The following is a 20,871-nucleotide window of genomic DNA, read 5'->3' on the forward strand; positions in this document are numbered from 1 at the left end:
CGTCGGCGCTGATCATGCTGATGAGGATGCACCGATCATTCAGGCCGTTCTCTGCTGATGGCGCAAAGCCCCCTATGCGGCCTCTCTTTTGGGCTGGTCTGGCGCCGGCCCGGCCTTGGCCTGCAACGGCTTCGCCGACCTTCTTCCCCTGACCGCGCGCGGTCATTCCTCGCGAGCCAACAAGCTCGGCTATCGCCGTCCTCCGCTGGCGCTGTGGTCCTTTGGATGCAGCAGGCCAACCCGTCGCCTCTTGACCGCCATCGAGGCCGCATCGGGCGGCTTCGAACAACTCTCAGGAGATTAAGACAATGGCTCAGATCGGCACCTTCACCCGCGACGAAACCGGCGCCTACAACGGCACCATCAAGACCCTCACCCTCAACGTCAAGGCATCCATCAAGCCCTGCGACCGCGACAACGATCGCGCCCCGGACTTCCGGGTCACAGCAACTGGTGTCGAGTTCGGAGCAGGCTGGAGCCGGACCGCCCGGGAAACAGGCGCCGAATACCTCTCGCTCAAGCTCGACGATCCATCCTTCACGGCCCCGGTCTATGCCTCCCTCGTCCAGGGCGACAAGGGCGAGCACAAACTCATCTGGTCCCGCTAAACAACAACCAAGGCGTCCCGCTCGCCGCGGGGCGCCATCATTCGATGACATAGCCCAGCGCCCGATAGCCCACTCGGCGCTTTGCTGCCATCCGGGCCAGCACCGGAACGGTGCTATCGACATAGTCGACGACCAAGACGTCTCTCTTACCATCATGCTGGCGATGCAGGCGGCCGACATACTGCGCCAAAGTTCCCTTCCAAGCGATCGGCATGGTCAGGAACAACGTGTCGAGCCGTGCGTCATCGAAGCCTTCCCCGATGTAGCGGCCTATCGCAAGTATGAGACGCTCATCGTCGTCGGCGACATTCAATGCCGTGTTGGCTTGCTTGCGATCCTTCGCCGACATGCCGCCGCGCAGCACCACCAGATTTTTTACAAACGGCGAGAACCTCTGCTGGAGATAATCGAGGTGGTCCTTCCGCTCGGTCAGAACGATCGGTGAGCGCTTGGCCTCAAGCGATTTCAACACGTCATCGAATATAAGTTCATTTCGGCCGTGGTCCTGCGCAAGGGCCGCATAGATCGCGGGCATTGATGGGCGCTCAGCCGAGACCAGAGGCATCGGCAACTCAAACTTCGTCGAACGGTCACGGGCACGGTGGCGAATGCCACGCTCGGTAGCCTGGACCCTTGCGTCTACCCGATGGCGGACGGGGCCACACTGCATGAAGATAATGGGATGATGTCCGTCTTTTCGAGCAACCGTGGCTGATAGGCCAACGACGTATCGCGCTTTGGACCTCCGGGCGACAAGCTCGAAGCTTGCAGCGGACAGATGGTGGCACTCATCGACAATCAGATGACCGTAATTGCCTACGATGTCATCGACCTCGCCATTCCGAACCAGGCTTTGGATCAGCGCCACATCGATGATCCCTGCAGGCTTCCTTTTCCCGCCACCGATGATGCCGATCTGCCTTGGGTCGATGCTCAGGAAGGAACTCAGACGCTCTACCCATTGGGTGAGAAGCTCCCTGCGGTGAACAAGAACCAGCGTGTTGCGGCTTCGATGTGCTATGAGTGCAGCTGCGACAACTGTCTTGCCGAAGGCGGTCGTGGCGGCGAGCACGCCGTTATCGTTGGCGACAAGAGCATCAAAGGCCCGCGATTGTGGCCGGCGTAGTTCCCCTTGGAACGAGACGCCGGCGGGTAGAGCCTCTCCGTCTTCGCGGTGATCCTCCAGAGTGGCGGTCGTGCCATGGCTCTTAATGAGCTCAATTGCTTCGTCGAAGCAGCCTCGTGGCAGCGCGACATGGCGTGGATGAAGCTCGGCACAGGAGATAATCCGCGGCTTGCCGAATGTCGGCAATCGCATTGCTTGGGCGCGATAGAATTCCGGATTTTGGAACGCTGCCAGACGCACGAACTGCGCGATCAGCGCCGGCGGAAGCTCCGTCCTATCGATGTAGACCTGATCGGCGACCACGACTTTAATGCTTTGCGGGATCGCAGCCTCTATTGGCCGTGGCTCGCTACGACGTGACGGCAACATCTTCCACGGCTCGTCGGCATGTTCGTCATCGACCGGCATCCGGACGCCCAAGACCCGCCCCGCCAATTCAGCTGCGTCGGCGATCCTGAAGACTTCGTCGGCCGATAGCCTGCTCAACGACGACAGGTACGCCCACTGGTCATCGTAAGGTCGCAAGTCGCCATCGACAAAAACGCTGTTGCCTTTTTCGCGGGCTTTCCTTTGCAGGGGAAGCGCGATCAGATTGCCGAAGCCGCCAAGTGGCATCGTATCCTGGTTGGGAAAGAAACGGTCGTAAGACGTGAAGCCGATCTCGGGACGGTTCTCCATCGTCTCTGTTATCAGCGCGGCACCAAGTTGTCGGGCGATCTTCGCGGGAACGGGTTCGGAGAAGAATATCCAGACATGGCCTCCGTTTCCCGACCTCGACCGTTCGAGGGCTGCGGCAATTCCTTTTGCACGACAGGTTGCCAGCAAGGCTCTGGTATCATCCGCCCAGCTTTCTTTGTCGAAGTCAGCAGCAAGGAACCAGCATGTTTCGTCTTGCAGCAATGGATATACGCCGGCAACAAAATCGCTTGAGCGGGCATCGCCGCCGCGAAGGTGCCTTTCGATGATATCCTCGGAAGATGGGATGAAGGCCTGATGCGGGCAGTCCCCGCATTTCACCTTCGGCTTGCCGCAGATTCCTTTCGCCCATTCGTTGGAACAGGCTGGCGAATAGCCGGAGCGTCCATCCTTTCTGTTTTCCCATCGAGCCGGAAAAACATCGGGACGCCCCGCAAAAAGCTGCCGGAACAACTCCACCTTCTCCATCGACGGTGAGCTGTTCGTAACAGGGGCATCCGCGAAGGATGGCATCTCGGCCACAGCGCGGTTATCGAAAATGACCTGTTGCTCAAACGCTTCCAGTTCACGCTCAAGCTCCATCCGCTCATCATTCAGATCGGCTAACCGCCGTCGAATGCGCGCGATGTTTTCCCAAGAATCATTCTTTTCCGCCAACTTTGCAGCTTTCGCCTAAATGACCATGCGGATCAGCATAGGCCAAAGACGCTCGTATTTTAAGACGGACTACGCATCAACACGTTGGGAAGCATCAGGAATTATGCGGAGAGAAATCCGCCGAAATCACCGGCAAATCCGGCCTTCAGCGACCGACACTCTGCATAATCACGTTCTCAGCATAATCAACGTTTTGCGGTGCACCGCAAAATGTCGAGTTCGGCGCAGGCTGGCAGAAACAGGCCCGAGACACCGAGCGCGACTACATCTCGGTCAAGCTCGATGATCCGAGCTTCCCAGCTCCGATCTACGCCACGCTCACCGAAGTCCAGGGCCAGGAGGGCCTCCAGCTCATCTGGTCGCGCAACACGCGCCGGTAAGCAGAACCAGAAAGCCCCGCCACTCAAGCGGGGCTTTTCTCAATGTCACTTGTTGAGTGTATCCTTCAGCGCCTTTGCCGGCGCAAAGGTGAGCTTCTTGGCGGCGGCGACCTTGATGGTCGCACCGGTTGCCGGATTGCGCGCTTCGCGCTCCGGAGTGTCCTTCACTTTAAATTTGCCGAAACCTGGGATCGAGGTTTCGTTGCCGGAGGTGGATGCCGCAGTGATGGCCGTGAACACGGCTTCCACGATCGCCTTGCCCTGTACCTTGGTCAGGCCATGTTCGCCTGCGATCTTATCGGCAATTTCGTTGGTTGTGGTCATGGTGAACTCCCGTTTGAAGATTCGGAATCCTTTCCACTACGCGGCTCCTCTGTCATCGGCCACGATGCCCAACGAACTGACTTTGGCGATATTTCCACAGCTTCCTGTGGGCTTATAGCCCTTCGACCGCTTCCGGCGCGCGAGTTTGAGGAAGTGCGACGCCGCTGCGAGCTCATCCGAAAACACCTCCGTCTTTTCCCGACCGCTCGTCCCGATCCGGCCCCATGAACGGACGACAGCCGTTTCACCGAACAGCGTTGGCTCTATCGAAAGGGTGTAGAACCGTGCCATGTTCCTGCTCGGATCGGTGCGATGGCAATAGAGGCGATAGGGGTAGAGCGACATGGACAGCAGGATCGGTGATCAGTTGCACAGCGTCCAACGACAGTTTTGAATCGGTCGCGGTGCATTGATTCACGTGCTTGATAGGTCGAAATCGACGCCACTCTTCGTTGTCCTAGGGCAGGGGAGGCATGTCGCCATCGGCGACGCGCCAGATCCAAGGCGTCATATCCGGTCGTGCATCGATCATGTCCTGCAGTGCAATCTCGAATTCCTCGCCGGCGCCAGGCGGCACGATATAGAGCGCTGCGGGAGAGGGCTTCAGCTCGGGAAGCATCGCGTTTGCGAGCGGCTGCGTGGCCGCAAGGTTGAACCGGAGCCCCTTGACGGTTTTTTGGCGCATCTTGGTCAATCGTTCCAGCAATCGCTCTTCATGGATGCTTTCGACCGGTAGCCACTGCTCCGTGACGACCGTCAAGGCGATCTCGTTGACGGCGATCGCTCCCGACGCTGACGCGCCGATCGTTGCAATCGCGATCAGGTGACAGGTGCCGGTTGCTTTCCAGATGTCGAATTCGGCGGCAAATCGCGCATTAAGGCGACGCCAGGAGGCCTCTTCCAGGAAAAGGGAAAAACCAGGCAGGTGTTTGGCGACAATCCTTTGACCGCTGCGTGTCGGAGCAAATTCCTTTATCTCGCAGATCAGAACCATCAAGGGTTTTGAACCGGTAGCCCCAGCGTGAAGAGAGGCCAATGCCGCGCCGCGTCGCTGTTCGATCGCGGTTCTATCGTCGAGCCGGAATGGTTCCGGTACGAACAGCCGATCCGCGAGTGGCTCCCCTTTGACAGACATGGTGCGCGCCGCTTCCAGAAGATGGTTGCGAACCTGCGGCCAGTGCCGCTTGCCGGCCCAGTGTGCGGTCCATTCCGTCAGGCCGCCCTGATGCCAGAGATAGTGGAGGAGGGCACGCAGCGACATCTTGCGGGCATCGTTCTTGACGGTTTCTGAACCCGCCGATGTTTGCGTTGGCGCGGCGCGCGGGCCTTTCTTGGAAAGGGAAAAATCCAGCTTCAAAGAAGCAACTCCGCTTTCCCCGATCTGGATAGCACTGCCGATCAGCGGGCCCAGCCCCGACAATTCGTAGGGTGGCTCATAAGATTCGCAGTCAGATGCGTGCGCACCGCCGGTCAATGGCATCCGTCTAATGACGAGCTGGTCCCCGACATTGGCAATATACATCGCCACGCCAGTCGTCTGACAAAGACAGACCGGGCGCAGCTTCGAGCGATAGGCCATCGCCAGGTTTTGCTGAAAGCCTGCGGATTGCTCCTCGACGACTGTGTTTCCGATCTGGAAGCGCCTCATTCGTGCAGTGTCTCCCTGAGTATGTCGAACCCTCATTCCGGTGCCACACGAGACCAAATCCTGTCTGCTCAGAACCGCGATTGTGCCGTGAGCGGAAAAGCCGCCTCAAGGTCGCGCGGCCCTCCAATTTTGCCTGCGCTTGCGCTCCGACAAAATCGGCTCCTCCACGCGCCGGCTCCGCCGGTCGCTGACGCGAACCTTGACCCGTCTTCTCCCCTCACAGCCGCGCCGGTCATCTTTCACAAAACGTCAATGGAGATGACGATGACCCTGGAACAGCACATCGAAGAACTGCGCACTGAGGCCCGCAACGCCCCGACCCTCGAAGAGCGCCGGCAGATCGAAACCGAACTCAACGCTGCGATCGAGCAACTCGCCGCCGAAATCGCGAACTTGTCTCCTCGCTAGGAGGCATTTTGCCGTCTGCTTGAGATGACCCCGCCAAATCGACCGGCCGGATCATCTTGGACGACACTCAATAACCGTTTTCCTTCAGATAAAAGTCGATCGCCGCCTGCATAATTACCGTCATCTTTACATCGTTCTCGTGTGCCGCCGTCTTCAGGCGCATCTTGGTCTCGTAGTTCAGCGCAACGTTGACATAGAACTTCGCGTCGCGCTCTTTAACGCGCTTCAGGTTCTTGAGCGCAAGTCGCGCTCCTTCTCCGGCAATAGCTCGGGTGGTTGCCTTCTGCCGGCGCACACTCTGCGAAAGCTTGGCCAGAATAGGGGCCTCGACCGACGGCGCAGATCCTTCTTCGGCGAGACCTTCGGTCGATCTCGCGTTCGCGCCCCCGGCATTTTGGTCGGCTTTGACGGCGTTCGATGCGATGATGAAGTCGTCAAGGTCCAGGCTCGGCTTGTTCATGCGGCAATGCCCTTGAGGTGGATCGATCGTTTGCTCTCGATTTCGTTGACGAGCGCTTGAACTTCGGCGCGGGCCTTTCGGACGCTGTCGGTCAAGTCCTGCATCTGCAATGTGCCGAGGCCGTTTTGAATCGCGCGATAGATATTGCGCTCGAACAACTCCGTATCGAGAAGTGCAGTGCGATAGGCGGCTTGCTGCAACCCGGCAACGAATGGCCGGATATAGCGATAGGCTTCGAGGTTGCGCCCCGGGATAGTCACGCGCGTTCTCACATTCAGATGCTGAATCTGGGTACCCGCTTCGTCGTTTATCTCGTTGACCATGGCGATCGCCTGTCCAGCCGCCTCGATCTCCTTGATCGCTGGCTGAATAGGAGAGATGACCAGCTCCGAGGCGCGAATGATGCTCGTCTGAAGTGAGCTGTCGACACCAGGTGCATCGATCACGATGAGGTCGAAGGACGTTGCAAACCGCTCGATGGCCGTCTCGAGCGTTCGTGATGTCGATGCGGTTGTGACTTCGATGTTGTCGGGCACATTTTGCTTGTTGTGGCACAGTCGCCACCACCCCGACAGGTTTTGCCTGCTATCGGCGTCGATTAGAAGCACACGCTCGTTTCTAAGCGCATACTCGCCCGCCGCCAGGGTGACGAGCGTGGTCTTGCCCGCGCCACCCTTGTTGCTCACCGCGGCATAGATCCGGCTCATCTTGATCGACCCTTTGAAAGCTGACGGGCTCTGTGTCTGTTTCATTATAACTCTATGAGTATAGCAGTCGTCAACCAAAATGCTGGCGATCAAACACATTCTATGGGCGATCGCCCCTAGAGTGGGATCACATGCCAATGGCACACGATGTGTTTACACGATGTGTTTACTCACATGCATTATGTTGAAATAGCGCGTGAATGCTCGATGTGATTGCTCAAATTGTGCACATCGCCATTGGCCCTGCGAAGCTTCTTTGTTCGTGCTCAGGCTCCGTGAAAGCTCCCCGATGGTAGCTTGAAAAGCAATACTAAATACGTATAGTGATGTTTGGCAGGATACGCAAATTTGTGATACAAATTTGCTGACGATCGACGGACAAGCCGTCGATGGCGCCTGCGGCGATTGGTTTGGAGCGGCTGAAATGGCGGCGGAGCATCGCAAGGTGATCGAGCCGGAAGCGGCAGACAGGCGGAAGGATCGGGTCGTGCACGCGCGTTTCAGCGCATCCGAACTCGGGGCAATCGCCGGTGTTGCGGCAGAGGCCGGGATGACCACCTCGGCCTTTATGCGGTCGCTGACATTGGAAGGAGCAGGCGTCAGTCCCTTCTTCACCGATGACGATCGAGCAATTCTGGATCTGCTTTTGTCGGACATGCGGGCGATTGGCGTGAACCTCAACCAGCTGGCGCGCGTCGCAAACAGGAGCGGTCACGTTGATGCCAAGGCGGTCTCTGCTCAAACGGCAGATATTCAAAAGATCGTCGCCGCAGTCATGCTCGAGCTCAGGAGTTTCGCGGCGCGCGGCGCCCAACGGCGGCGAGGAACCGCCTGATGGAGTTCTTCTTCGGTGCATTCGAGAATGAGTGGGAGCGGCGTAGGGCAGCGCTGCTACACGAGCGGTCGCTGGGCCGGGGCAAGAATTTGGAGGAAGAGGAGCGCCGGCGCCGCGGAGGAGCGGTCCCGACCGCATCTCTTACCGCTGGCCGAATGCATGGTGGCGCCAAACGCGGCCGACCTTCGGCCGGGTTGAGGGCTGGGAATGGATTTGGCCCCCGCGAACCTTCCATGCGGTCCCGGTTTGCATCACTCGCGTCCGGCAGCCAACCGGCCGTGGTCAAGATGGCGTCATTCGGCGGCGGCAACAGGCTTGGAGCGATGATCGGCTATATCTCGCGCAACGGCGACGTCGTCGTCGAGAACGAGCGTGGGCAACAGTTGCGGGGCCGCAATGAACTGTCCACGATCCGGGGCGAGTGGGACCACCTGATGAAGAATCGCGCCGAAAGCCGCGATATCGGGTCATTCGTGGTGGAGGTGAAGGAGCAGTTCGATCCGGCTAGCGATATTCACGAGCAGGCGCGGGCGATCCTCAACCGCGGGCTTGGTGACCGGATGTTCGCTTTTGCCGCATCGCCTCGCACTGGTGACAAGGGCTTTACCATCGAGGGCGTCACTGTCTTGCGCGACAGCATGGGTGAGCGGCTCACCGGTGACGGGAATGCGTCGGCGATCGTGCAAGGTCGTCTGGATGGTGACGAGGGCGAGCAGATTGTGGCAACGGCGTTTCGCTTCACCGGTTACGGCAACGGCACAGACTACGGCTCCGCCCGGCTGTGTGATCTTGTCAGTCGGTATCAAGGTGCCGTTTACGACGAGCAAGGCGGCGTGATCGCGGATACCAGCCAGGCTGGCGATGTCGTGCAGCTCACCTGGCGCGGAGGCCTGCATAGCCGCAAACCGCGCGACATCATGCATGTCATCTTATCGGCACGGGCCGGCACGGATGTCCAGGCTTTCCGTGCCGCCGCACGAGGGTTCCTGGCCCAGGAATTTGCCGGTTACCGCTACGTGTTTTCCCTGCACGACCCATCGAGGGACCCAAAGCCCGAGGAGGCGGGCGGCAAACGGCCGCACGTGCACGCCCATGCGATCGTTGCCATGCGCTCGGATGCCGGCGATCGGATCGAAACGACCATCCCGGTGTTTCGTCGCTGGCGGGTGACCATGGCGGAAAAGGCGCGCGCGCACGGCATCAGCATGGAAATGACCGATCGGCGTGAGCGGGCGAGTGCGGCGGCCTATAGCAAGAATCAGGTGCGTCCGACAAACCGCCACGGGCGAACGGAACACGAGGCAACAAGCGAGGCCGCGAAGCGAAGATATGATGCGAAGCGGTCCGACAGACATAGCTTCACTCAAACAGAACGAAGCCGGCGCTATACTGATTTCGCTAAGCAGCAGTGGGAGGCTTTGGCTACGGAACATGGCGGAGACAGAGTCGAAAGCGTCGCTCAATCGCAGATTACACGTTTAGAATCAGAGGTGATGAGTGACCATCCCGGACCGCTTGGTGGGCGTAAGACGGAAAGTTTATGCTCGCTATTCACAACGCATCTGGTATCTTTAGAAAAGATCGTTTCGAGGGATGAGCCAATGCGTCAAATGAGCCGATCCGAGTTCGAAGCCTATGAGAAGCGTGTCGAGACCGCCCTGTTCCAGGCGGAACGCGTCATTCCCGCAAACGAGCGCGCAAACTTCGACGAGATTGCCTCTGCAGCCCGTGAGCATGTGAGTGTGCGGCGCGAACTAATGGAACTGCAGGAGCAAAACGGGGAGCGGATCGCCAGCGATGAGCCAAGGCTGCGCGAAGGTGACAACGACGCCAACGTGCGCTGGGACGAGTCGGTCGCGCGCCATGGGCTGCGGACCGTCGAAGCAGCGAACGAGATCATGCTCGAGGTGGAGCACTACCGTGAAGCGATCGACCTTGCGGATGCAGGCGAAGTCAAAGCCAATAAAGCGTCGTTGCAGGCAAGCCTGGACCTTGTAATTGCCCGTGTGGGTGAGCTCGGTGCCTCCGGCAATACATTGATCCGAGAAATCGCGGAGGTGGATCACGACCTCAGGATTGCGATCGAAGCGGCCGAGCGCTCGCGGCAGAGCGGCGGCAAGTTAACATCGCAAACGAGCAGCCCCTCTGGCATCAAGACTTCACCTACCGCTCTGGAGGTGTCCCACGATCGTGACGATGAGGCAAACCGCGTTCAAACTGAGGAGGAACGGGGCAGGCCGGTGGCCGATGTGACGCAGCCGCGCCAGGATCGCATAAGCCCTCGATCAGGTGACAGGACGCGCAGCGATCCAGCCCAGCAACATATTCCGAGCCTCGAGCAGCTCCAGCGCGAGACCGGTGAACGACAAGAGCGTGAACGCGGCGACCGCGAGCGATAAGAAGGCTGGTCCATGCGAGACGAACGGCGCATCGTTATCAATCCGGTGCGCGCGCATAAAGCCGAGGACGGCCTCGCAAAAATTCCTGGCGTCATTTTCGTGGTGGCAGTGGCGATAGGCCTCTGGGTGATCAGGGCCCCGCGTTCGATACTGGAGTCAGCGTTCGAAACGGCATTATTTCCGCTGTCGGCCCCAAAACAGACCTGACGGGTCGGCGCAATCCGTCGGGCAAGTCGCGCGATCAGGCAGGAACGTACGTCAACCTGATCACGTCCTCGGAAATCCGATCGCTGGCCGCTAGGCGGAGCGGCGGGCGGGGGCCGGCGAAGAATGGCTTGCCGCGACCCACCACGACAGGGCAGAGGTAGAGTCGATACTCATCAATGAGACCAAGACCAGTCAGGCTTCGCGCTAGGTCTGGTCCGGAAACTTCAATCTCCCCGCCGAGCCGAGCCTTCAGTCCGCGCACCACCGCCTCAAGGTCGTCCTCCACGAGCGTGGCGTTGGGGCCGACCGACTTCAACGTGCGCGACACGACCCACTTCGGTTGGCTTCGCCACGCCGCCGCGAAGTCGCGTTCCTCTCCAACCCAATCAGGACGATCTTCGTCCCAATATCGCATGATCTCATGCATGCGGCGACCGTACACGCAGCCGGTCAGGCCGCGCACTTCCTCTATGAAGTGACGGAAGAGTGCGGGGCCTGGCGCAATCTCCATATTGTCGACGTAGCCGTCTAACGACTGCATCATTCCGAAGACGAGCTTGGCCATGCCCTTTTTCTCCTTAAGCGCCGTGCCACCGCAATTCTGATTGCGTTATGCAATCAGTTGTAAGATGGCTGAACTGATTTTATGTTGCAATTGGTTTTTTGGACTGCGCGTGAACGCGCAACGCTGGGGCTGCCCGATCAATCTGACTCTAGAGACGCTGGGGGATCGCCCATTGGTCAAAGGGACGCTCCTTAGTATGCGCAGAAGATCTGGCATCCGCACGCCGACGCTGCCATAAATGAGCTTCATCGAGGGAGGCATCATGATGCAGAAGAATGCGCCGGACTTCAGCCTTGAGGGCAAGGTGACTTTGGTGACGGGAGCGAGCCGTGGCATCGGTCGAGCTTGCGCACTTGCCTGTGCCGCAGCAGGCTCCGATATTGTTTTGGGGGTCCGCGATGTCGCAGCGTCGGCGGGCCTGGTTGCCGAACTCGAGGGCGCGGGACGCACAGTTCTCCCTGTTGAACTGGACATTCCCAATAAGGTCCATATTGCACAAGCCGTCGACGCGGCGCTTACTGCGTTCGGTCGGATCGACGTCCTCGTCAACAACGTCGGCGTGGCTCCGGGCAATCTCGCGGAACTCGTTGAGGAGAAGGACCTTGACGAGATACTCGATGTCAACATCAAGGGCACTTTTCTGATGACGCAGGCGGTAGGCCGTCACATGATCAAGCGCAACGGGGGCCGGATCATCAACATCAGCTCACAGGCCGGTACCGTGGCACTGCGCGGCGAGGCAATATATTGCATGAGCAAGGCGGCAATTAATCACCTCACGCGCTGCCTCGCAGCCGAATGGGCACGCTATGATGTCACCGTAAATACTGTATCGCCGACGTTCATCCACACGGATGGTACAGCACCATTTCTATCCGATGCCGACAATCGCAAAGCGACGCTCGGTCACATTCCACTCGGCCGGATCGGTGAAACCGATGATGTCGTGGGTGCCGTAGTCTTCCTTGCATCACCGGCTGCGAGCCTAATCACCGGCACGAACCTGCTGGTGGACGGTGGATGGTCTGTCGCCTGAGGTCGCGGCGCTCCTGCAGCGCAAGTTTTATGCAGACGAGAACAACGATTTCCCCGGATAAGGATCGCCTTACGTCATCGGCAAAGGCGATGGCGATGGCGATCTAAGATTTCGACCAGCATTACCTGAAGAACAATGCCTGTGCCCGCTTCTGGCGCATTTCCGGAAGAGGCAATCGTCGCCTCTCGGGCCCATCTCAGACATTCGTTCTCGTCCGGCTCGATGACCGCAACGGGCTCTTAAATGACGTTGGGAACGCCCGCTATTGGGCAAGTGGGCCCGGGCAGAAAGGGCCTGGTAGGACCTCCGGCAGGTCGAGGGCCGGTGGCGACGACAGGGCATGCGGCTAAAAAATGATCGCGAGCTGTCGGAACTTGTCGATCTGGTCCGTCCTTGGGCTAGGACCGCAACGAGGAGAAAGCCGTGAGACACCTGATCTTGAAGATGTCCATATCGATCGACGGCTTCGTGAGTGATCTGGATGGTCGAAACACATGGATGTTCGGCGCCGATCAAGCGGCGAGGGCTTGGTCCGTGGAGTATATATGGAACGCCAGCCTGCACATTATGGGCAGCCGCAGCTTCCATGACATGGCCGCCTGGTGGCCGACCTCCACCGACCAGTTCGCGCCGCCGATGAACCAGATCCCCAAGGCCGTCTTCTCACGACAGGGGCCGGCGATCCTGAGGAAGGTGAATACGTCGGCGGCGCTCGATGAGGCGCGCGCCAAGGCGGGGGCCACACAGTCCGCGGAGCCGCAGCCCGGTGCACGGAGTTGGGCGGAGGCCTATGTGGCGAGCGGTGACTTGGCGGAGGAAATCGCGAAGTTGAAAGCCCAAGATGGCAAGCCGATCATCGCGCACGGCGGAGTCAGCTTCGCCCGCAGTCTCATCGCCCAGGGACTGGTCGACCAATTCGCCCTGCTGGTGGCCCCCGTGGCGCTGGGCAAAGGCCTCCCGTTGTTCTCCGAACTCGCCGCGCCAACGCCTCTCAAGCTGATGAGCTCGAAGGCCTTTCCGGGCGGTGCGGTGGCGCAGATTTATCGGGCGGCGTGAACCCGTCGCCGAAGGTCCGGTTGCCGGCAATAAGCCAAGGGCAGGCTTTGGCGCAAAGCGGCCGACGGTTCACCACCGCATTCGCCGGTGGGTTCAACTGATCGCTGCAACACACTCTGCAAACCTCTCCGCGGGCGTCTGATAAAGCAAGGTCTTTCTTGGACGTTCGTTGAGCTGCCTTGCGATAGCACTGAGTTTGGCTTGGCTGTGTACGGACAGGTCGGTGCCGCGTGGGAGATATTGGCGCAGCAACCGATTGGTGTTTCATCCGACGGCCCAGCCATAAAATGGCGAGTCAGAGATGCTGTAGGCGACGCCATGATAAGGGTTCCAATGGTGATTGGCCCCTTATTGCAGCTTCCGAACAACGAAGCTTCGATTGTGATCGAAGTGTTCTTGTCCATGACCGCTGTTGGCGGCGCTTTCCGGAAATGACCGCTCGACCGCTCTCGGCCCCTAAGCGGTCGCTATGACGCTCGAAGGATATCGCCAAACTCAGGAGAGACAGCTCGCCCAACCCGTCATATAGCTGTCAATCCGCCTTCGCCTCTCCGGGAAGCCATCCGTAAGCACTCAGAATGGCCATAGCGAGACCTGGAAAGCGTTCATCCAATTCCGAGCAGCGCGAATGGTTATGCATTTCCACGCCCTGACGCTCGCAGCGGATAAGGCCGGCCTCGCGCAGCACTTTGATGTGGTTCGATAGCGACGACTTGGGGATTACGCGCTCGCGCATGTTGGCAAACGCAGCGCACGTCCCGCCGGAGCCGCCGCCCGCAATTTGCGCGAATATCGCCGCGCGCTCCGGATCGGAGAGGGCATGCAGGATCGCTTCAGGCCGTACGTCCTCTATTGCTGGATGAAAGAGCGGTCTCATGATTTTTTTATATGGGGGCTTGAAACCAAGATCAACAGTTCCGAATTTCCGAACTATGGAACAATGCCGCCAATTCCGACGGCACTCCGAGTTGAAAGGAATGCGCCATGGGTAAGCTCGCTGGAAAAGTCGCCGTCGTGACGGGGGGCTCCAAAGGGATCGGTGCCGCGATTGCCAAGGCACTCGCAGCGGAAGGTGCACAGGTGGTGGTGAACTACGCTTCGAGCAAGGCGGGAGCGGACGCGGTGGTCCAGACGATCACGGCGGCCGGTGGCAAAGCCATCGCGGTCCAGGGCGACGTTTCGAAGGCCGAACAGGCGCAGGGACTGGTGGACGCTGCAGTCAAGGAATTCGGCCAGCTCGACGTGCTGGTCAACAACTCCGGGGTCTACGAATTCGCGCCGATCGAGCAGGTGACCGAGGAACAGTATCGTCGCATGTTCGACGTGAACGTTCTGGGCGTTCTGCTGAGCACCCAAGCAGCGCTCAAGCATCTCGGTGAGGGCGGCAGCGTCATCAACATCTCGTCGGTGGCGACCAGTCTCGCTCCGCCAGCTTCCAGCGTCTACACCGGGACCAAGGGCGCATTGGACAGCATCACCAGCGTGCTTGCCAATGAGCTGGGCCCGCGAAAAATCCGGGTCAACGCGATCCTCCCGGGCATCGTCGAGACCGAGGGTACCCACACCGCGGGGGTCATCGGCTCGGATTTCGAGCACAGCGCAGTGACCCAAACTCCGCTCGGCCGCATCGGCCAGCCGGACGACATCGCTGGGGTCGCTGTCTTCCTCGCTTCCGACGATGCCCGCTGGCTGACCGGCGAGCGATTGGTCGCCAGCGGCGGTTTTCGCTAATGATCAGTTGATGTTGTGCGTGCTCCTTCACGGGCACGCACCCCGCCTCGCAGCTGTAGCGCGATGGCTTCGACGCGGGTCGCTGCGCTCTCTGCAGCTAATGGTTCCCGATAGCCCCTCCCTTTGAAGATAGATGGTAACGGTCTTTGGCAAATGGGAATGGCTCCATGTCGGCTTTTGGCGCTTTCCTGAAGAGCAGTTGGTCGCATGTCGGGCCCTTAGCAGACACTTAGCAGCAGATCCAAGGCCGGTGGCTCGGTATGCACTTTAGCTGGCCGGACTCGCCGTCGGCAGAAAAGTGGTTCGGGGGGTGAACGTGCCACTTAGGGACCTTGTGAGTTCGAGCGGCGGCTGCCTCATTTTCTCGGCAAGCCCTCCGATGCCATGTTCGACACCGGCATCATGAAACCTTTTGATTTTTAAGCCGTTGTCGCGCTATGACCGACGCTAAATTCAATCCGAAATCGGTCGACGGCACCAGACCGCACGGTGCTGCGAAGTCGCGCCAACAGGAGGCATCGACTGTCGAGGTCGTGCCGCCGCCAAATGTCATTGAACCCGATCCAGAGTTGACGCCTGAGGAGGCCGAGCAGGCCCGCAGGAGGTATTTGCTGACGCGTTTCTGGATCAGCGCGCGCCGTTACTGGGGCCGCGGGGACAGGCTCGCGTGGCCGTGCTCAATCGGGCTATTGATCCTGATCGGCATCAATGTCGGCTTCCAGTATGGAATCAATGTCTGGAATCGCGCAATTTTTGACGCCATAGAGCAACACAATGCGCGCACCGTATATTTCCTGAGCGGTGTATTCCTGCCACTCGTGCTCGGAAGCGTAGTCATTGTGACTGCACAAGTTACCCTTCGTATGATGATTCAGCGCCGCTGGCGTTCCTGGCTCACTACCGCAGTCATCGCGCGCTGGCTCGCGAACGGCCGTTACTATCAGTTGAACCTCATCGGCGGCGACCACAAGAACCCCGAAGCGCGCATTTCGGAGGATTTGCGGATTGCCACCGAAGCACCTGTCGATTTCATCGCCGGGGTCATTTCTGCGTTTCTGTCGGCCTCGACCTTCATCGTGGTGCTCTGGACGATTGGCGGGGCTCTGACTCTAACAATCGCAGGTTCGACCGTCACTGTTCCCGGCTTTCTCGTTATTACTGCAGTACTCTATGCCGCTGTCACGTCCAGCTCGATGGCGGTCATCGGCCGTCATTTCGTCCACGTCTCTGAAGCCAAAAATCAGGCGGAAGCCGAATTTCGCTACACGCTGACCCACGTGCGGGAAAACGGCGAGAGCATCGCATTGCTCGGCGGTGAAGAGGAGGAGCGTAACGACCTCGACAAGACGTTCGCAAATGTGCTCAGGCAATGGGCGCTCCTTGCACGCCAGCACATGCGCACAACACTTGTGTCGCAGGGATCGAGCCTGTTTGCGCCGGTCGTGCCGGTTTTGCTTTGTGCTCCAAAGTTTCTCGAAGGCAGCATGACCCTTGGACAGGTAATGCAGGCTGCCTCTGCCTTCACCATCGTTCAGAGCGCGTTCGGATGGCTGGTCGATAACTACCCCCGTCTAGCCGATTGGAACGCCTGTGCACGGCGCATTGCTTCGCTGATGATGTCGCTCGACGGGCTCGAGCGCGCGGAACAGAGCAACGCCTTGGGACGCATCAAGCGCGGTGAGACTGAAGGCGATGCGATACTCAGCCTAAATGATCTCTCCGTGTCGCTTGACGACGGCACCGCCGTGGTCAAGGAAACCCAAGTCGTGATCGAACTAGGCGAGCGGGTGCTCGTGGCCGGAGAATCCGGTTCAGGCAAGAGCACGCTGGTGCGGGCCATCGCAGGTCTTTGGCCGTGGGGTGACGGCAGCGTCAATTTCCACGCCGACAGACGACTGTTCATGTTACCGCAACGGCCTTATATCCCTTCTGGGACGCTTCGCCGTGCAGTCGCCTATCCCCGTGCCGCCGATAGCTGGGCGCTGGATAAGATCAAGGCGGCACTCGACAAGGTGGGACTCGATTATCTGAACGACAAGATCGAGGAAGACGCGCCATGGGACCAGACGTTGTCGGGTGGCGAAAAGCAGCGGCTCGCGTTTGCGCGTCTCCTGCTACACAATCCCGATATCGTTGTACTGGATGAGGCAACGTCAGCACTCGATGAGAAGAGTCAGGACAAGATGATGGAGATGGTGATCCATGAATTGCCGAAGGTCACCATCATAAGCGTAGCGCATCGAGCCGAGCTGGAAGCCTTCCATAGCCGCAAGATTACCTTGGAGCGGCGCGAGGGCGGCGCAAAGCTTGTCAGTGATATTGATCTTGTCCAGCGCAAGAGAAAACGGAACGTGCTTTTGCGCCTTTTGGAGGACCGACGCTCCCTGCCGAAAGGGAGCACTACGTCGAATTGCGCCGGTCCGCCGGTCCCCTGAGGGCGCGCGAAACGGGCGAAAAGACGGGCCACAAACTCATCGCATCCTCGTTAAAAGTGCAAGCGCGGTAGATTTCGTTGATGCGAGGCGGATCCTTCGATTGTGCTACTTGGGAGCCCACGAAACGGAGGTCGTGCTCTACAGCAAAACGCATTCGCCAAAAGGATATTCACCTGCCTTAGATCGAAGTGGGTAGAATATAATCTTTTCTTTTCGACTATAATTCCGGAAGGCACGCATTGAACGATCCTCATAGATTTGATCTTGGCAATTTCGCGAGAGGGGCATGCCATGTATCGCAAAGCTCGCCGGTGGGCTTCTCGCTCAATACTATTGGATTCGCTAGTTCCCCGGTGGTTGGCTGCCGGTGGAAAGGTGAGGCCGCGCAATACTGTCGATACGCGCGATGATTCTTCTCAACTTGCGACATCCGTGCAAACTGTGGATGGGAACAAATATGAGACCTTTGCCGGCAGTCCCGTCAACAACTCTACGCTCAATGAGCATGACATTGGGCAGGGAGCGGGAGTGATCCGCGACACGGACGGTCAGGTCAATATCACACCGCCGACCGTGCCCCACACGTTCGCAACGATTAGCGGAATGGGGGTTCGAAGCGGTAGTTCTACCTCGCCTCTGCGGTCCACCGGTGTGTCGGGTTTTGCACCTTTCGAGCGGAACGCAAACGGAGTTGCATTCGGGCCTGCATCTTACGCCGGAATTAACCCTATAGGGGACGATCCTTTGGCGCGCCATGGCGGCGGTATGCTTCAACAGGGTACAAGGCTGAGCGTCGGAGCAGACTATGTGCCGAACGGTCACGGCATCTTCGGCACTTCGACCCGCGATCCGTTACTGGGGCGGAACGTGGGCCCGTTGGCAGTTTGGAAGGGACAGCCGCCCGGAAGCGGGGGGACCGGCAGCGCAACGATGACGGGGCCGATCGACACGTTGCCCGGCTCGATCACCAGGGCGGCGGTCGCCCCCAGCACCTCTCAGATTCTTGTCGTGGCGGCAGCGACCAATGCGATCGTTCTCGAGAACCAGAAACCCGGCAATCCGGAGAGTGAGTGGGGCATTAACGGCGCCGGCAGCTCGAATATCGAGGGCTTCGCCACCGATATCAGCGTCAATCGCGGCCAGACCGTCAGCTTCAAAATCAATACGAATTCCAGCAACTATCGCATCGACATCTATCGCCTCGGCTATTACGGCGGCATGGGAGCTCGCAAGGTTGCCACCGTTGAGCATACGGGCGTCCAGAACCAGCCTGCGCCGTTGCGTGACAGCACCACCGGTTTGGTCGACGCCGGCAACTGGTCGGTTTCAGCGTCCTGGGCAATTCCGGCCGACGCAGTGTCGGGGATCTACTTCGCCAAGCTCGTGCGCCAGGACGGAACCGCCGGCGAGAACCACATCCCGTTCATCGTGCGCGACGACAGCAGCCACAGCGACGTCCTCTTCCAAACCTCGGATGAGACCTGGCAGGCCTACAACCCCTGGGGTGGGGCCAATCTGTACCAGGGCAACGGGCCGGCCACCGACTCGGCCGCAGGGCGCGCATACGCGGTTAGCTACAATCGCCCGATCACCACGAGGGGCGGCGGCCTCGCGGCCGGGCCGCAGGATTATATCTTCGGTGCCGAGTACCCGGCCATCCGTTGGCTGGAGAAGAACGGCTATGACGTTTCCTATATGGCCGGAATGGACTCCGATCGCCTCGGCAGCCTGATCCAGAACCACAAGATGTTCCTGAGCGTCGGCCACGACGAGTATTGGTCGGGACAACAGCGCACCAACGTCGAGGCAGCGCGGGATGCTGGTGTGAACCTCTGCTTTTGGAGCGGCAACGAGGTCTACTGGGAGACGCGCTTTGCTCCCAGCATCAGCTCTGGCGCCCAAGCGTATCGCACCCTGGTGTGCTACAAGGAGACCAGGGCCGGCCCCATTGATCCGGATAACCAATGGACTGGAACCTACCGGGATCCGCGGTTCGTTTCGCCGACTGCGGTCGGGGGAGGGCGGCCGGAGAATGCGCTGACCGGCACCATGTTCCAGGTCGACTCGTACCGAAGCGATGCGATCACCGTCCCGTATGACGACGCCAATCTGCGCTTCTGGCGCGATACCAGCGTGGCAAACCTGCAGCCGGGCCAGACGGCCACCCTCGAGCAGAACTATCTCGGATATGAATGGGATGAGTCACCCGACAATGGCTGGCGTCCCGCCGGGCTCATCGAGCTATCGTCGACAACCTTGCCCGTGAACGAATATCTGCTGGACTACGGCACCAAGACCGGGACGGCCACCGCGACTCACAATCTGACGCTTTACCGAGCTCCTAGCGGCGCCCTGGTGTTCGGCGCCGGCACAGTTTACTGGGCGTGGGGGCTCGATGAGAACCATGATCTCGAAGCCACCCCGGTCGACCCGCGGGTTAAGCAGGCTATGGTCAACCTGCTGGCCGACATGGGTATCCAGCCGGGCACATTGGAGGCCGGACTGGTATCAGAGACCCAGTCGACGGATGTCACAAAGCCGGTGTCATCGATCACCGCGCCGAATGACGGCACCGCTCTGAAGGTGGGCAACGCCGTCACCATCAGCGGAACCGCTTCCGATATCGGCGGCGTCATCGCCGCGGTCGAGGTCTCGACTGATGGCGGCACCACGTGGCACCGGGCGGTTGGAGACGAGACCTGGACATACAGCTGGGTCGCGCAGAGAGCCGGCACGTTCACCATCAAGAGTCGGGCGGTGGACGACAGCCTCAATCTGGAGACCCCCGGTAGCGGCCGCACCGTGACGGTAACCGGCAACAACTTCTTTCCCGCGTCGGCCATACCGCCCACCGTGCCGGATGCCGATGCCAACTCGATCGAAGTGGGAATGAAGTTCCAATCGTCAGTGGCCGGCACCGTCACGGGCGTGCGGTACTACAAGAGCGACTTGAACATTGGGCCACATACGGGATCGCTGTGGTCGAGCGCGGGAACCAAGCTGGCGACGGCCACCTTCACCAATGAGTCAGGGGTAGGCTGGCAGGCGGCGAGCTTTTCCAACCCGGTCGCGATCACCGCTGGTACCACATATGTGGTCTCGTATCACACCAACTACGGACACTATACGGCAACGGGAAACTATTTCGCGTCTCCCGTGACAAATGGACCACTTACGGCGCCGACGAATGCCGGTGTCTACACCTACAATTCGGCCAGCGCCTTCCCGAGCAGCACCTTCAACGCCGAGAACTACTGGGTCGATGTCTTATTCAACCCGGCGACCTCAGGCAACACGACACCGACGGCGGTTGCCGACGTAGGTGACGCGACCGAGAAGGGCGGCGTCGCCAACGGCTCGGGCGGCGTGGTCGCCAGCGGCAACGTGCTCACCAATGACACCGATCCGGATGCCGGTGACACCAAGACCGTCACGGCGGTCAGCTTCGGCGCGACGGCCGGCACGCTCGGCTCGGCGCTGAACGGCACGTACGGCAGTCTCGTGCTCAATGCGTCGGGCACCTATACCTATGCCGTCAACGAGACCAATGCCGCCGTGCAGGCGCTGCGGCAGTCCACCAACACGCTGAGCGA

The 20,871-nt window shown here is 59.6% G+C and carries 18 protein-coding genes and 2 pseudogenes; 11 read left to right on the plus strand and 9 right to left on the minus strand.

What is annotated here, in order from left to right:
• The first annotated feature begins 308 nt into the window (after positions 1-308).
• Positions 309-608: a DUF736 domain-containing protein gene (locus BSG20_RS31430; RefSeq protein ID WP_024318408.1), complete on the plus strand. Its 300-nt coding sequence runs from the start codon at positions 309-311 to the stop codon at positions 606-608.
• Positions 609-645: 37 nt separating this feature from the next.
• On the opposite strand, the gene BSG20_RS31435 is transcribed toward BSG20_RS31430, so the two are convergent.
• Positions 646-3,012, minus strand: coding sequence for a TOTE conflict system archaeo-eukaryotic primase domain-containing protein (locus BSG20_RS31435; protein WP_244541500.1), 2,367 nt, complete (start codon positions 3,010-3,012; stop codon positions 646-648).
• Between the two features lie 284 nt (positions 3,013-3,296).
• Here BSG20_RS31435 and BSG20_RS31440 point away from each other — a divergent pair.
• A pseudogene (locus tag BSG20_RS31440) lies at positions 3,297-3,467 on the plus strand (DUF736 family protein); the annotation flags it as partial.
• A gap of 45 nt (positions 3,468-3,512) precedes the next feature.
• On the opposite strand, the gene BSG20_RS31445 reads toward BSG20_RS31440, so the two are convergent.
• From BSG20_RS31445 to BSG20_RS31455, 3 genes are all read right to left on the minus strand, one after another.
• Entirely contained in the window at positions 3,513-3,791 is a 279-nt protein-coding gene (locus tag BSG20_RS31445; protein ID WP_072381604.1) for an HU family DNA-binding protein, read from the minus strand.
• Between the two features lie 36 nt (positions 3,792-3,827).
• A complete protein-coding gene (locus tag BSG20_RS31450; protein ID WP_420884140.1) occupies positions 3,828-4,082 on the minus strand; it encodes a WGR domain-containing protein in 255 nt (84 codons plus the stop codon).
• A 166-nt stretch (positions 4,083-4,248) separates the two neighbouring features.
• A complete protein-coding gene (locus tag BSG20_RS31455; RefSeq protein ID WP_072381608.1) occupies positions 4,249-5,439 on the minus strand; it encodes a DUF1173 domain-containing protein in 1,191 nt (396 codons plus the stop codon).
• A 264-nt stretch (positions 5,440-5,703) separates the two neighbouring features.
• On the opposite strand from BSG20_RS31455, the gene BSG20_RS36805 reads away from it, so the two are divergent.
• Positions 5,704-5,847, plus strand: coding sequence for a hypothetical protein (locus tag BSG20_RS36805; RefSeq protein ID WP_167371638.1), 144 nt, complete (start codon positions 5,704-5,706; stop codon positions 5,845-5,847).
• Positions 5,848-5,914: 67 nt separating this feature from the next.
• On the opposite strand, the gene BSG20_RS38005 is transcribed toward BSG20_RS36805, so the two are convergent.
• Complete coding sequence (locus BSG20_RS38005; protein ID WP_072381612.1) at positions 5,915-6,307, minus strand: hypothetical protein; 393 nt, start codon at positions 6,305-6,307, stop codon at positions 5,915-5,917.
• Positions 6,304-7,014: a ParA family protein gene (locus BSG20_RS31470; RefSeq protein ID WP_072381614.1), complete on the minus strand. Its 711-nt coding sequence runs from the start codon at positions 7,012-7,014 to the stop codon at positions 6,304-6,306. The genes BSG20_RS38005 and BSG20_RS31470 overlap by 4 nt, the downstream gene beginning before the upstream one ends.
• Before the next feature lie 361 nt (positions 7,015-7,375).
• On the opposite strand from BSG20_RS31470, the gene BSG20_RS31475 reads away from it, so the two are divergent.
• The 3 genes from BSG20_RS31475 to BSG20_RS31485 all read left to right on the plus strand — a co-directional run bounded on the left by BSG20_RS31475 (position 7,376) and on the right by BSG20_RS31485 (position 10,455).
• A complete protein-coding gene (locus BSG20_RS31475) occupies positions 7,376-7,849 on the plus strand; it encodes a plasmid mobilization protein (RefSeq protein WP_244541501.1) in 474 nt (157 codons plus the stop codon).
• A gap of 233 nt (positions 7,850-8,082) precedes the next feature.
• Positions 8,083-10,248 carry a conjugal transfer protein TraA gene (locus BSG20_RS31480; protein ID WP_244541502.1) on the plus strand — a complete coding sequence of 722 codons (2,166 nt, stop codon included), beginning with the start codon at positions 8,083-8,085 and terminating at the stop codon, positions 10,246-10,248.
• A 12-nt stretch (positions 10,249-10,260) separates the two neighbouring features.
• Positions 10,261-10,455 (plus strand): hypothetical protein, encoded by a 195-nt coding sequence (locus tag BSG20_RS31485; RefSeq protein ID WP_072381618.1) that lies wholly within the window; start codon positions 10,261-10,263, stop codon positions 10,453-10,455.
• 34 nt (positions 10,456-10,489) lie between these two features.
• On the opposite strand, the gene BSG20_RS31490 is transcribed toward BSG20_RS31485, so the two are convergent.
• Positions 10,490-11,020 carry a dihydrofolate reductase family protein gene (locus tag BSG20_RS31490; protein WP_072381620.1) on the minus strand — a complete coding sequence of 177 codons (531 nt, stop codon included), beginning with the start codon at positions 11,018-11,020 and terminating at the stop codon, positions 10,490-10,492.
• A 265-nt stretch (positions 11,021-11,285) separates the two neighbouring features.
• Between BSG20_RS31490 and BSG20_RS31495 the strand changes: the two genes are divergently transcribed.
• Both BSG20_RS31495 and BSG20_RS31500 read left to right on the plus strand, forming a co-directional pair.
• The gene (locus tag BSG20_RS31495; RefSeq protein ID WP_072381633.1) at positions 11,286-12,056 is read left to right on the plus strand and encodes an SDR family NAD(P)-dependent oxidoreductase; all 771 of its coding nucleotides are present in this window, start codon (positions 11,286-11,288) and stop codon (positions 12,054-12,056) included.
• A 423-nt stretch (positions 12,057-12,479) separates the two neighbouring features.
• A complete protein-coding gene (locus tag BSG20_RS31500; protein WP_072381622.1) occupies positions 12,480-13,112 on the plus strand; it encodes a dihydrofolate reductase family protein in 633 nt (210 codons plus the stop codon).
• Between the two features lie 93 nt (positions 13,113-13,205).
• On the opposite strand, the pseudogene BSG20_RS35970 reads toward BSG20_RS31500, so the two are convergent.
• Positions 13,206-13,376: pseudogene (locus BSG20_RS35970) on the minus strand (transposase); the annotation flags it as partial.
• Positions 13,377-13,644: 268 nt separating this feature from the next.
• The gene (locus BSG20_RS31505; protein ID WP_072381624.1) at positions 13,645-13,989 is read right to left on the minus strand and encodes an ArsR/SmtB family transcription factor; all 345 of its coding nucleotides are present in this window, start codon (positions 13,987-13,989) and stop codon (positions 13,645-13,647) included.
• A 107-nt stretch (positions 13,990-14,096) separates the two neighbouring features.
• Between BSG20_RS31505 and BSG20_RS31510 the strand changes: the two genes are divergently transcribed.
• The 3 genes from BSG20_RS31510 to BSG20_RS31520 form a co-directional block, all read left to right on the plus strand.
• On the plus strand, positions 14,097-14,843 hold the full coding sequence (locus BSG20_RS31510; RefSeq protein ID WP_072381626.1) for a glucose 1-dehydrogenase: 747 nt from the start codon (positions 14,097-14,099) through the stop codon (positions 14,841-14,843).
• Positions 14,844-15,280: 437 nt separating this feature from the next.
• A complete protein-coding gene (locus tag BSG20_RS31515) occupies positions 15,281-17,278 on the plus strand; it encodes an ABC transporter ATP-binding protein/permease (protein ID WP_072381629.1) in 1,998 nt (665 codons plus the stop codon).
• 930 nt (positions 17,279-18,208) lie between these two features.
• Positions 18,209-20,871: N,N-dimethylformamidase beta subunit family domain-containing protein (locus BSG20_RS31520; protein ID WP_143147569.1), on the plus strand; the 2,663-nt coding region annotated here is incomplete at its 3' end.

This window comes from Rhizobium tibeticum, from assembly GCF_900110205.1.
Classification (GTDB): Bacteria; Pseudomonadota; Alphaproteobacteria; order Rhizobiales; family Rhizobiaceae; genus Rhizobium; species Rhizobium tibeticum.

Coding starts and splice junctions, on each gene's coding strand:
- BSG20_RS31445 (WP_072381604.1), bottom strand. CDS start 3,791: ATGACCACAACCAACGAAATTGCCGATAAGATCGCAGGCGAACATGGC.
- BSG20_RS31435 (WP_244541500.1), bottom strand. CDS start 3,012: ATGGAGCTTGAGCGTGAACTGGAAGCGTTTGAGCAACAGGTCATTTTC.
- BSG20_RS31490 (WP_072381620.1), bottom strand. CDS start 11,020: ATGGCCAAGCTCGTCTTCGGAATGATGCAGTCGTTAGACGGCTACGTC.
- BSG20_RS31470 (WP_072381614.1), bottom strand. CDS start 7,014: ATGAGCCGGATCTATGCCGCGGTGAGCAACAAGGGTGGCGCGGGCAAG.
- BSG20_RS31515 (WP_072381629.1), top strand. CDS start 15,281: ATGACCGACGCTAAATTCAATCCGAAATCGGTCGACGGCACCAGACCG.
- BSG20_RS31450 (WP_420884140.1), bottom strand. CDS start 4,082: ATGGCACGGTTCTACACCCTTTCGATAGAGCCAACGCTGTTCGGTGAA.
- BSG20_RS31505 (WP_072381624.1), bottom strand. CDS start 13,989: ATGAGACCGCTCTTTCATCCAGCAATAGAGGACGTACGGCCTGAAGCG.
- BSG20_RS36805 (WP_167371638.1), top strand. CDS start 5,704: ATGACCCTGGAACAGCACATCGAAGAACTGCGCACTGAGGCCCGCAAC.
- BSG20_RS31430 (WP_024318408.1), top strand. CDS start 309: ATGGCTCAGATCGGCACCTTCACCCGCGACGAAACCGGCGCCTACAAC.
- BSG20_RS31480 (WP_244541502.1), top strand. CDS start 8,083: ATGCGGTCCCGGTTTGCATCACTCGCGTCCGGCAGCCAACCGGCCGTG.
- BSG20_RS31495 (WP_072381633.1), top strand. CDS start 11,286: ATGCAGAAGAATGCGCCGGACTTCAGCCTTGAGGGCAAGGTGACTTTG.
- BSG20_RS38005 (WP_072381612.1), bottom strand. CDS start 6,307: ATGAACAAGCCGAGCCTGGACCTTGACGACTTCATCATCGCATCGAAC.
- BSG20_RS31455 (WP_072381608.1), bottom strand. CDS start 5,439: ATGAGGCGCTTCCAGATCGGAAACACAGTCGTCGAGGAGCAATCCGCA.
- BSG20_RS31510 (WP_072381626.1), top strand. CDS start 14,097: ATGGGTAAGCTCGCTGGAAAAGTCGCCGTCGTGACGGGGGGCTCCAAA.
- BSG20_RS31485 (WP_072381618.1), top strand. CDS start 10,261: ATGCGAGACGAACGGCGCATCGTTATCAATCCGGTGCGCGCGCATAAA.